Annotated in this window: 10 protein-coding genes and 1 pseudogene; 3 read left to right on the top strand and 8 right to left on the bottom strand. The window is 34.7% G+C overall.

Features of this window, described 5'->3' with window-relative positions:
- Window positions 1-251: 251 nt before the first annotated feature.
- The 8 genes and pseudogenes from CQA66_RS06420 to CQA66_RS06385 all read right to left on the bottom strand — a co-directional run bounded on the left by CQA66_RS06420 (window position 252) and on the right by CQA66_RS06385 (window position 8,761).
- Entirely contained in the window at window positions 252-2,261 is a 2,010-nt protein-coding gene (locus CQA66_RS06420; RefSeq protein WP_104763311.1) for a DNA methyltransferase, read from the bottom strand.
- A gap of 8 nt (window positions 2,262-2,269) precedes the next feature.
- Window positions 2,270-2,393, bottom strand: a pseudogene (locus CQA66_RS09395) (GMP synthase (glutamine-hydrolyzing)); the annotation flags it as partial.
- A 75-nt stretch (window positions 2,394-2,468) separates the two neighbouring features.
- Window positions 2,469-4,346, bottom strand: coding sequence for a glutamine--fructose-6-phosphate transaminase (isomerizing) (gene glmS, locus CQA66_RS06410; protein WP_104763310.1), 1,878 nt, complete (start codon window positions 4,344-4,346; stop codon window positions 2,469-2,471).
- Window positions 4,347-4,360: 14 nt separating this feature from the next.
- On the bottom strand, window positions 4,361-5,239 hold the full coding sequence (locus tag CQA66_RS06405) for a hypothetical protein (protein ID WP_233707759.1): 879 nt from the start codon (window positions 5,237-5,239) through the stop codon (window positions 4,361-4,363).
- A gap of 1 nt (window position 5,240) precedes the next feature.
- Window positions 5,241-6,305: a hypothetical protein gene (locus CQA66_RS06400; RefSeq protein ID WP_104763309.1), complete on the bottom strand. Its 1,065-nt coding sequence runs from the start codon at window positions 6,303-6,305 to the stop codon at window positions 5,241-5,243.
- Window positions 6,306-6,343: 38 nt separating this feature from the next.
- Entirely contained in the window at window positions 6,344-7,078 is a 735-nt protein-coding gene (gene rlmB / locus CQA66_RS06395; RefSeq protein ID WP_104763308.1) for a 23S rRNA (guanosine(2251)-2'-O)-methyltransferase RlmB, read from the bottom strand.
- Window positions 7,075-7,317 (bottom strand): YqaE/Pmp3 family membrane protein, encoded by a 243-nt coding sequence (locus CQA66_RS06390; RefSeq protein WP_104763307.1) that lies wholly within the window; start codon window positions 7,315-7,317, stop codon window positions 7,075-7,077. The genes rlmB and CQA66_RS06390 overlap by 4 nt, the downstream gene beginning before the upstream one ends.
- Before the next feature lie 55 nt (window positions 7,318-7,372).
- Entirely contained in the window at window positions 7,373-8,761 is a 1,389-nt protein-coding gene (locus CQA66_RS06385; RefSeq protein ID WP_233707758.1) for a M16 family metallopeptidase, read from the bottom strand.
- 138 nt (window positions 8,762-8,899) lie between these two features.
- Here CQA66_RS06385 and CQA66_RS06380 point away from each other — a divergent pair, with 138 nt between their 5' ends.
- From CQA66_RS06380 to hemW, 3 genes are all read left to right on the top strand, one after another.
- Window positions 8,900-9,865, top strand: coding sequence for a hypothetical protein (locus tag CQA66_RS06380; protein ID WP_104763305.1), 966 nt, complete (start codon window positions 8,900-8,902; stop codon window positions 9,863-9,865).
- Between the two features lie 14 nt (window positions 9,866-9,879).
- On the top strand, window positions 9,880-11,208 hold the full coding sequence (gene hisS, locus CQA66_RS06375) for a histidine--tRNA ligase (protein WP_104763304.1): 1,329 nt from the start codon (window positions 9,880-9,882) through the stop codon (window positions 11,206-11,208).
- A gap of 107 nt (window positions 11,209-11,315) precedes the next feature.
- Window positions 11,316-12,410 (top strand): radical SAM family heme chaperone HemW, encoded by a 1,095-nt coding sequence (gene hemW, locus CQA66_RS06370; protein ID WP_104763303.1) that lies wholly within the window; start codon window positions 11,316-11,318, stop codon window positions 12,408-12,410.
- Window position 12,411 lies beyond the last annotated feature (1 nt).

The raw sequence follows: 12,411 nt of genomic DNA, 5'->3' as shown, positions 1-12,411 counted from the left end.
AATGTTTATCCCTGCGGGAATGAGCAAGTATGGGCAAGAACTTCGTTCGTGCAGTCGCTCCGCTCCCGCATCGCATTTTTCAAATGCTCAGTATGACAAAGAGAATCTAATTCTCAATTTTCCATTTTCATCATAGAAAAATCCAAATAATCCATTATCGAACATTTTATGTATTTCATAGGATTGAATTAAAAGATTGGGCGATAAAGAATCAACATCTTTTCTTTTATACCGCATACCAACTTGCCTCATCATTTCTCCTTTTGCAATACAAGAATGCTTTCTCGTAAATAAAATTTGGATTGAGAATCTAGGATCTTCATTTGTTGGCTTGAAGTTTTGAGTTTTCTGGCTATGATGATTTCTTTGCATCTAAAGCCTATTTTTTGTGCTTCATGGGCTAAGATTTCATCTGTTTTTATGGGCATTCCTTTGTAGCAAGAATTCCCTACTACAACAAAACAAAACCCATTCTTTTTAAGCACATCAAAGCAGTTTTTTAAGACCTTTTGCATATCAAAAAAATAATTCTTCAACATTGTAAGTATGCTAGATTCTAATTCTCTCTCTTTAAGGATTGCAAGCGTCTCATCTAGCAAAGCATTGTTTATAATATCTCTTATTTGCAAGTTGGCATTTTTATTGTTTCTTAAAGCAGATTTTTTAAGTCTTTTCCAATCCTCATAGCTTTGGATAATTCCGCTAGCCCATAGCTCCATTTTATAAATCTCAAAATAGTCAAACAAATTCGCATAAGGAGGGGAAGTCAGAATACAATCAACCTTATCTTTGGGTTTGTGGGCGACGGAGGAGAGATTTTCTAGGCTTAATTCTTTAATATTATTATTATCAAATTCTTTTTTTAATTCAAAAGCTCTTAAAGTAAGATCTTTGAGATAAGATTCTGTATCTTTAATTTTAGATTTTCGTTTTTTTATCCCATTGCCATCTTTTTTGTAATCTAATATTTTTTCTAAATTGCAAGATATCAAAAACTTTACAAAATGATAGATTTTAGAATCGAAATCTTTAAAAGATTCTATAAAATCCATAGCGATATTAAAACATCGCTTATCCGCATATCTTTCAAAAGACTGCCATTGCGGGTAGGGATAATCCTTGTTGCTATATTCAAAGCTCTGCATAGCCATTTTTGCCTTTTGCAGGTTTTTAGAATCTAGTTTTTCTAGTTTTGCCTTAGCTACATTTAGTGCAAAAGGTGAGGTATCCAATCCATAGCAGAATTGAATCTCTGGATTTAAAAAGCTCGAACCCACACCACAAAATGGGTCATAAAGCGATTGTATGGAGCAAGAAAATCTTTCTTGTAATTGTTGTATCAAATGAGGGCTAAAGGCTTCTTTATAGGGAAAAACTTCATTGAGCGAATCCAAAGTATTATCGCTATTGACTAAATTTGCCATTCTATCAGGGAAGCTTTTTAGAATAGGCAGAGATTTATTTTTGTCATTTAAGCGATTGATTGCGATTTCGCAATATTTGTTTGATAATTCAATCCCGATAAATTGCCTCTCTAAGAGGTTTGCGATGTATGTTGTTGTTCCTGTGCCATTAAATGGGTCAAGGACAATATCATTTTTATAAGAATAGATTTTTAATAATCGCTCTATCAATTCTTCGGGATACGGGGCTGGGTGCAAATCTTTTTTTGCATTATTACTTGCACAAAGGATATTTTCAAATCCCTGTTCTTTTTCTCTATCAAAATACCATATATTTTTTGTCCATTCTTTAAATTCCTCGCTAGAAATATCTATGCTTTGAGGGTCTCCTCTATGTGTTCGTTCCTTCTTATAAAACACCAAAACAGATTCTCCAAGCGGTCTAAACGAAGGACAAGAGGGGCTTTTCCAGCTCCCCCAAGCAGTGTTATCGCCTTGAAAATGTTTAATATCTTTACCCTTATGCCAAGAAATCAGCTCAAACTCATGGAAGCCAATTTCATTAAGGATTTGCGTCATATACACAGAAAGAAATCGCACTTGCTTAGATTCTCTATTTTTCACGGCAAAAGGAATATTGACACAAATCCTTCCCCCGATTTTAAGGACACGATAGCATTCTGTAAATATCGCACGCATTGAATCAAGATAGGTTTCAAACTCTAAATCATCATTATAATTTTCGTATTGATGTGCGACATTATAGGGCGGAGAAGTAATGATGATATCTATGAATGCATCGGCAATATGGTTTTTCAATATGTGCAGACTATGGCCCTTTAGTATTTCGTGAAACATGAATCCTCTCACTCCCACTCAATGGTTACCGGGGGTTTGCTAGTAATATCATACACCACGCGATATGCCCTCAACCTCATTGATAATACGATTAAAGACAGATTCTAAAAAGCTATGGGGCAAATGTGCAAATCCGTATAATCTACTGCCCCTAAGGAAATTGGAAGTGGTTTTGAGAGCATTATAAGTATTGATATATCTTTATCGTTACTCAACAGTAACACTCTTGGCAAGATTCCTCGGCATATCCACATCATTACCTAATCGAATGGCAATCTCTAGAGCAAGTAATTGCAAAATAACCATCATTGCGAAAAATTCCTCCATGTAACTACTGAATTGCGGAATCTTAACCATATCATCAGCTAACTCAAAATCAAAAGGGCTAATTGCACAAAGCGTAGAATCTCTTGCAATAAGTTCTTCAACATTACTCTTGTTTTTTTCATAGAGAAGATTCTTAGGCATAAGGGCTAGAGTGAATAGCTCGCTATCTGCAAGAGCAATCGGTCCATGCTTCATTTCACCGCTAGCATATCCTTCTGCATGTAAATAACTAATTTCCTTAAGTTTTAATGCACCTTCTAATGCAAGTGGGTAAAAAATATCTCGCCCAATAAAGAAAAAGCCGTGTCCATGCAAATATCGTTTAGAAAGTCTCCTGATTCTCTCATGCAAAGAAGGTGCTATCTTTGTGGCTTTAATAGCATTTAACATAGCCTTTGTTTCACTTTTTAATCCGATAGAATCCACCTTGCCCCTTTTTTGCCCCAACAAGACAGAAAAAATCCACAATACCATAACCTGTGTTGCAAAAGCCTTAGTGCTTGCAACCCCCTTTTCTATACCTGCACGTGTCAGTAAGCAATAATCAGCCAAACGAACCATAGAACTATTATCTACATTGCAAATAACGAGTGTGGGCAAACCGTTTTCCTTTGCAAGCTTAAGTGCTTGAAGAGTGTCTGCTGTTTCACCGCTTTGTGAAATAACAATAAAAAGCTCATCTTTTTCTAGTACGGGTTTTGCATAACGAAATTCACTTGCAATATGTGTTGTTGTGCGAATTGCAGCCTTTCTCTCTAAAAGATATTTACCCACTAACGCGCTATGATAGCTCGTTCCACAGGCACAGATTGCTATGCTTGTAAAACAAGTGAAAAACTCTATATCTAATTCTTCTAATTCTATTTTTCCTTCGCTTACTCTACCCATTAATGTCTCAAGCAATACTCCTTCTTGCTCATAAATCTCTTTTTCCATAAAATATCGATAGCCATTTTTCTGTGCGTAAGCCTTTTGTACACAAAAAGGCTTCAAGCGATTAACCATCGATTGTTCTAAGGAATCATGAAGTGAGAGACTCCCTAATTCTCCGTCCTCTAAATACATGACGTTATCAATACAGCCTATTAATGCTGAATCACTACTTGAAAAAAAGAGAGATTCCAATTCAGGGCAAATTACCTGTGAAGAATTCGAATAAATATGAGATGCCGATGATATATCGCGCTGTCTATCGGTCGTAGAACGTAACTTCACTCCAATAAGCAATGGCGAATGTTGCCTTGCATAAAAGATTCTATCTGGTTGCAATGTACTAATGAGCAAAATAGCATACGCCCCACGTAATCTCTGAATGGTCGCGCGAAAGGCTTCCTCTGGCGAAAGGCTTCTTGCGTATCTCTCAAACAAATGCACGATAACTTCTGTATCTGTCTGACTAGAAAAAACAACAGAGTGATTTTCTAATTCCTGTCTAAGCTCTTTATAGTTTTCTATGATTCCATTGTGAATCACGGCACTTTGTTCTCCTTTGTGTGGATGAGCATTTAGCTCGGTAGGCTTACCATGTGTAGCCCATCTTGTATGCCCAATAGCCACTCCATACCCATTAAATTCGTAACCCTGCAATACAGATTCTAAGTTTTCTAATTTTCCTAATGCGCGGAAAGTTTGCAATTTAGAATCTTGCAAAACTGCTATGCCTGCGCTATCATAACCCCTATACTCCAACTCTCTTAGCCCTTGCAAAATAATGTCTTTTTTCTCTTGATTGCCAATGTAACCCATAATGCCGCACATAGTTTATCCTTCGTTCATTCAGATTTATTGGGAGTAAAAGTTAATGTGATTCCGTTGCGCAGATTTGCAGGATTGTAATTGTCAGTTATCATAAGAAAACGCATAGCTACATTGGTTTTAAGAGTATATTGTTTCTGCATATCTTTTGACATAATTGCTTCGAGTAAATTCATATTGTCATCAAAAATTAGAATCTTTGGATTCCATTTTTCATCATTATCGAGCGTTACTTGCAACACCCCTGCTATTCCTAATGTTATCCAATATTTACCGCTAACTTGATTGAGCTGCGACGTACCTTTGGTGATTTGTTGGGCATGCGTAATCTTAGATTGTTCTAAACGTATAACATATATCCAATGTGTGGGCGAATCCCTTATAACATCAACAATATTATAACCTCGCTTTTGAATATTTCCAATCAGCACGGTCGGATCGATTTCGGATTCTGCATTAAGGGTATAACTAATGGAAAGAGAATCGTGGTTTTTCTTGGCATGTGTTACATAGAAATAAGAATATCCCATGTTACTTAAAAGATTGCTAGTCGTGTAGGCAAGAAACATAAAGCTTGGGTTAGAATCCGTGTAAGTTTTTGCATTAATTCGAAAGGAAATCGTAATATTGTTAGGTTTTGCTAACTTAAGGGTAAGCAATCCGTTTGCCTTAAGAGTATTGAGAACTTTGATAACATTAATATTGTCATCTTTATAAAAGCTTTTTTCGTTTTTAAACAATTTTTGTATAAATATTGCATTACTTTGATAGGTTTTAGGAGCAATAAAACTCCGAATCTTTTCTTGCAGCAAAGAGATTTGTGCATCTAAAAAATGCAATAAAGTGCAGCAGATTAATAAAACGGTCAATATTGGCTTATAAATATATTGATACACCTTAATTAGCCTTCCTTTTTAGTGTATTAAATTCTTTTTGAGAAATTTCTTTTAATCCCGATTCTCTCTCATAGAGCAAATAAGTAACACCGCCTTTTTGAAAATCATATTTTTTGCCATTAATACTAAAAGTTAGTAACATGTTTCCAAAATGGAAAATCATTGGACCATCTGTTTGCAAAGTAAAAGATTCTTTGGTGTATTTTTCACCCTTTTGTTTAGTGGTAAGGTTTATCCACGCAAACCACACGTCTTTCTTAGGAATAATCGTAAGAGTATCAGAAGGAGTTACCACAACTTGAGAATCTTGCTCGGGCTTGCTCTTTTGCTGTTCTTTTGCGTTGCGCGAATCTTTGGCTTCATTTTCTGTATCAAGTGCATTGCTATTTACAGAATCCTTAGAATCAGTAATTGCGGAAGAAGATTCTTTCTCATCGAGAATCGCTTCCTCTAAAGAGATGTGTGGGTATGTTTCCTGTGCCTGCGGTTGTGTGTCATTGTTGTTTTGTTGTGTATTTTGGGTAGACGAAGCAGTATCAACGCTATAAATCACCACAACGACAATTAATAGAATTACCAAAGCTGCAATAAGACTATAAGCTATGATTTTATTCGTTTTTGTATTTTTCTTTGTATTTAGCTGTATACCATGTTTGCGAAAAGTGTTTTTATAGTTTTTCGCTTTTTCATTTTGTTTAGTTGTTTTGATTTCTTGGATATTTATTTGTTGCGAATTTGATATTCCTTTAGCGGTAGTTTTTGATTCTTTTGATTCTATTGTAGAGTTTTGTTGTGCCGAGTTTAGTGTATAATTTGGCACTGTGGATTCTAAACGTTTGTTATCCTGCGTGTTCTTATATTTGTGATATTGTTCATATTCGTCTATCCAACTTTGAAGATTGAGATTAAATTCACGTTCTAGAATCTTTATAAATCCATGTGCACGTATAGAATGAATGTTTGCAAAATTTTTATCAAGAATATCATGAAGTTTTGAAACAGTAATACGCGTTTTACGATGAATTTCCTCTATATCTAACTCTTTCAATTTTTCAAAATCCTGCATTCCAATCCTTTGATTCTATTTAAAATAAATTTGTAATTTTAAAGTCTTTGACATCGTATTCTGTCAAGCAAAATCCCGGTTGCTATACTCACATTCAATGAATTAAATTGATTTGCCATTTCAATATGAATAATTTTATCGAATCTTTTTAATAATTTTTGCTTTAATCCGCTATCTTCCTTTCCAATAAATAACGCCCATTTTTTATAACTTTTTGTAGTTTTTAATTCCAGTGTATCGTTTTTTCGCTCTGTGCAATGCGCTACATCATTTTGCATACCAGCACCTAAAAGAAAGAAATTACGATTTTTAAGTTGATTGGCTACTTCAAGGCTCGAAGGCTCAAAGCAAAAGGGCAAATTCAATAGTGCCCCGCTGCTTACACGAAATATTCCCTCTAATGTATTTTGTCGAAGAGATTCTCTATCGCATAGAATTACGCCCTCTACACCCATGGCATAAGCAGTTCGAATGATAGATCCAATATTCCCGACATCGGTTAATCCACAAAGAATAAGCAGTGAATTACATTCTATTATCTCTTTTAAACTCATCAATTCTATATCTGTTATTCTTGCTAATATGCCTTGATGATTTTTCCCATGTGCTAGAGCCTGCGCCTTTTGATTATCTATGCGTAGAATTTTTATATTGTGCTTGCAAATCTGTTGAAACAGTGCTCTTGGTATTTCCTTTGAGAGATAAACTTCTTGTATTTGTTTAGGACTATGCAAAAAAACATATTCAAAGCATTGTTTACCAAAAATTATCATTTGTTGAAGCTCTCTGTGCTTTCTCTATCTATTTCATATTGATTCAATGCTTCCTCAATTTTCTTGTATGTTTTATATTGATTAAGAGCGTAAACTGACCAAATCACTGCTATAAGCCACCATATCCAAGAGCTACCTATCAAAGAAATAATTTGTAAAATGAGACAAATGATTGCGGCAAATGGGCGACCTATCATTAAAAGACTTAACCAAGGTAACAAAAAGCAACATATAAGCATTTTTTCTCCTATAAATTTGAGCTATCATAATTTGATTAGAATAGGAAATGATTGCTTACTTATTTTGCTTAGTAACAACACTAAAAGTCAAATTAGCGATTTCTGGATGAGCTAGAATAAAATCATTAAGTGTCTGTAAATCTAAATTCTTTACATTTTCAATAAATTCTTCTTTATAGTCAAGTGGCAATCCATTATAATAATTCATAAATTTTGCCTGCAATCTTTGACTTAACGTCTCTTCATTTAATGGCTTATTGCCAATGATAAATTGTTTTGCAGAATCAAGCTCTTCTTGTGTAGCACCTTTGCTTACAAAATCTCTAACTATCTCTTGTGTAAGCGCAATAGTTGTGTCTTGTTTGTCAATGGCAGTTTGTATATATCCAAAGAAAGAAGTGGTAATTTTAGAAAGATTAGGATACATATAGGCAGAATAAGCTAGCCCTCTTTTTACACGAATTTCTTCCATTAAACGAGAACCAAACCCGGAACTCCCAAGTATAAAGCCAGCTACTTGCGCTTTATATCCTTCGGTACGAAGACTATCAATATTTAATGGACTTGCAAAGTAAATAAATGCCTGCTGCGTGTCTTTTCGCAAAATTTTTAACGGGTTCTTTTTAACTTGATAGTTGGGGATTTGGATTTGTGTGCCTTGTGGCAACATAGAAAGCATCTTAGTAAGTTTTTCTAAGCTAGAGGAGAGATTCATATCTCCTCCAATGACAACCACCAATCTTGCTAATGCAAGATTATCTTGCAAATATTCTCTAACCTCTCTTAAGGTTATAGAATCTATTTCGGAAACCTTATTGCCAAGTGCTGGATATGCCAAAGGAGTATTTGCAAAAACGTTTTTATTGAGCAATGTCATTGCCTGATAATCAAAATCACTTTGCTTGCTCATAAATGCAGCCTGTAATTGTGTTTTTGTATCTTTGAGGCTAGATTCTGTAATATTGGGATCGCTTAATAAACTATGTAATTGCTCATAAGCAAAATCTTCATATTCCTTTAAAAAATCGACTTCAATAGTTAAAGTAGTTTGTCCAACCGAGGCATTAATACTCACCGCTTTGCTGTCAAGTAAATTGGCAAATCCCACCTTTCCTAATTTCTTTGTACCAAAATTAAGCAGTGTGCTAGCAACTTTTGCTAACGGCTTTTTGTTCGGGTTAAAAATATTTCCACCGCCGATAAAAACGAGTTGCAAATGCCCAACAGGGAGAAATGAAGAAATTTCACTAATAACAGGTACTTTTATCCCATTGATCACAAGAAAATCCATAGCATTCTCATGTAATAGTCGAAAATCATTCGCCTTTGTAGCAGCTTTCTCAACTATTTCACTATCATTGTTTGGCTTTTTATTGTCCTTTCCATTTGCCATACTTACTCCTAAAAGAATACTTAAAGAAAAATATATCACATATCGTAACATTATTATCCCCTCAAAATGCAAGGCTGTTTAAATTATATCACAAAACCACTACTCTCAAATAAATCCCAATTATCAAATAAAAATAACTTTTTGTTGTATAATCATAATTCTTACACAAATTCAACTTCAAGGAATATCATGCGACATTCTCTTAGTAACTCTTATTGCAGAATCTTTTCTCTTTGCTCTAGCCTTTCTCTTTTGTTCCTATGGTTATTTAATAGTGCTTTTACTATAGAAGCTAAAGATATCGCGGAGAGTTTTATGCGCTTTATGGCAAAGGACAATAGTTATTCCTGTGAAGGCGATCGTTTTAAAGCAACATGTAGTGCACCAAAAATAATGATTGCAAATGACTCTACTAGTACTACTGCAATAAAAAACCTCAAGATTACCACTGCGCTTAACAATAAAAACGCATCTTTTCACATGAGTGGAAATATTCAAATAACCGACCAAGAGATTACAGCGACACAAAAGCCATTTTTGCCACAAAGATTTCAATGCTCTACCCAATATTCCGTACAAAAAGTTACTATGGCTCAAGAAATAAACTGCCAAATTGATTCGTCAATCTACACATTGTTATTAAATAATCTACTTGATATTCAATCTGAAAACTTTCAATCTAAAAATTTTGACGAAATAATAGATTCGCTTGCAACAATATCTGAAAATACCACCGAAAAAGAATTAAAAAACATCCTTTCTAAATTCCGAGTTAATCCCAAACAAATTACCATTCAATTAAAAGGCAGCAAACTAGGTGATTCATTATTTCAAGCAATGAAAACCACACAGCCAGACATGACAAGAGAAAGTTATAATTCTACCATTGCATTAGGGGCTGCTATGATACCCGCCTCATTGGCGCAGTTCAAAGAAATTACTAGCGAAACAAATGCTAACCTCTCTAAAGCTGGCGGTGCAATAGCTGACGTGCTTATTTCTCGAAAAGAATCTGCAAAAATTACCCTCAAACGAAAAACAACAACTCCGCTTAATTTTGCTGATTTACCTGCATTTATTCAAAAAGCAGATTCAAATATTGAATATCTCTTAGCCATTCTTAACGATTATCAAATTACTTCTAGCACAGAATAACAAGGTTTTACGTTATGGACAATACACTTGTTAATGCTAAAACTCTTAGTGGTTTCCGCGATAGATTGCCTAAAGAATCTGCAGCTAAATCTAGGATTCTTAATGTCGTAAGTAAGGTATTTTTAAGCTACGGATTTATGCCAATTGAAACACCGCATTTAGAATATGCCGAGACACTTATAAAACAAGGTAGCCATGAAATACAAAAAGAAATGTACAGATTCAAAGACCACGGAAATAGAGATGTTGCTTTACGTTTTGATTTAACCGTGCCGCTTGCAAGATTCATAGTACAACATAGACATGAACTTGAAATGCCTTTCAAACGTTATGCAATAGGCAATGTGTTTCGCGGCGAACGCGCGCAAAAAGGTCGTTACAGAGAATTTACACAATGTGATTTTGATTTCATTGGGAGTAGTTCACTAAGTTGTGATGCCGAAATTTTGCAAGTCATTTATAGCTCTTTAACTGCATTGAATCTGCAAGAATTTAGCATTTGGCTTAATCATAGAGAGATTCTCAATGGGATTTTTGAACATTTTGGATTACAAGATAATATTGATTCTGGATTAAGAATTATTGATAAACTCGATAAAATAGGAATAGATTCTGTCAAATTAGAATTGCAAAAAGAATTATCTATCAGTGTGCAAATGGCTGAAGAAATTTGCTCTATCATTACAATTAAGCAAAACAATCATTATGAGGACTTCTTCAAAGAGATTGCCTATCTAAAAAACTACAATGAAAGTTTAAAAAGAGGCTTAGAAAGCCTAGAATCTATGTTGCACATTTTACATGATTTAGAATTTGATATTTCCGTATGCCGTGTGAATTTTTCTATTGCTCGAGGGCTTGGATATTACACGGGAATTGTTTATGAAACGACACTTAATCGTTTAAAGAGTATCGGTAGCGTATGCAGTGGTGGTCGCTATGATAATCTCACGCAAAGCTTTAGCAAAGAGCAGTTAAGCGGCGTTGGAGCAAGCATAGGCATTGATAGATTGATGGTAGGCTTACTCGAACTAGGCTTACTCGAGCAACGAGGCACAATGGCAAGGGCACTTATTATTCCCTTGCATCAAGATTATTTACCCTTTGCACACAAAGTGGGTGAAACATTACGGCAAAGTAATATCAGAGCCGAAGTCTATCCAGATATTACAAAAATTAAAAAATCTCTTAACTACGCCAACACCAAAGGGCACGAATTTAGTCTGATTATTGGCGAAGAAGAATTTAAAACAAAAACCATTACTGTAAAGAATATGACATCAGGCATGCAACGCGAAAATATAAGTTTATTACAAGTGCTGCAAATCATCAAACAAAACTAATTTACAGCCCTTGCAATTTCATTTTAATGTCTCTAGCGAATTTTCTAGCAAACTTCTTGATAAGATTTATCAAGTTACTTGAGTTGAATGATTAAAGAAAGAAATTTATGAGAATATATATCCATGTTCCCTTTTGTGATTCTAAATGCGGATATTGTGCCTTTTTCTCTCAAACACATCAAGAACATCTAATAGACGATTATTTTCGAGCGTTATATCATGAGATAGAATCAAATCTCAGTTCATACAATATCAAGCACATTTCAAGTATCTTTATCGGCGGAGGTACTCCTAATCTTATAAAACCTCAATATTACGAAAAAATCTTTGCCCTACTTTTACCGCTTTGCAATTTACAAGATTCACCAAACAACAAGGCTTGCAAACACGAAGATTCGAACAACTCTTCCCTAACAGAAATCACAATAGAATCTAACCCAAATAACTTGGGATTCGAATGGTTACATGCACTTCATTCCTTTGGTGTGAATCGCATAAGCTTGGGAGTGCAAAGCTTCTATGCTGATAAGCTCGCATTATTACAGCGTGAACATTCTCTGCAAGATATACAATACGCGTTTGATGTGATAACACGTATTTTTGATAATGTAAGCCTTGATCTAATCTATGATTGCCAATTAGATTCTCAACACAGACTACAACATGAATTAGAATCCGCATTGCAATTGGGTATTTCACATCTTTCGGCATACAGCTTAAGTATTGATAAAGATTCGCATTTTGCAAAAACAAATCAACATCATTTATTGCGAAAAGAAAGCTTAGGGGTTTTTGTAAGGGATTTTTTGTGCACGAATGGCGCATTGCATTATGAAGTTTCAAATTTTGCCATACCTAAAAAATGCAAACACAACTTAGGCTATTGGAATAGTGAAGAATATTTGGGGTTTGGCGCAAGTGCGGTAAGCAGAGTGGGGCAAAATCGTAAGTATGCTCCAAAGAATCTACAAAAATATATCGCCAATCCTTTGCATAAAACAATAGAAAAATTGAGTAAAACAGACTTAGAATTTGAAGAAATTTTTTTAGGGCTACGTAGTGAAGTCGGAGTGCGAGAAACTCTACTGAATCAAGAAAAATTGCCTATTGTCCTTAATAACAAACTATGCTATAAAAAAGATTCAAGAATCTATGCTAACAATTTATTTTTAGCCGATGAACTAACGTTGTATCTTTGCTAAA

The sequence above is a fragment of the Helicobacter aurati genome, assembly GCF_003364265.1.
Taxonomy (GTDB): Bacteria; Campylobacterota; Campylobacteria; order Campylobacterales; family Helicobacteraceae; genus Helicobacter_A; species Helicobacter_A aurati.
The sequence above is the reverse complement of the archived record's forward strand: the minus strand, read 5'-3'. Positions and strand labels throughout refer to the sequence as shown.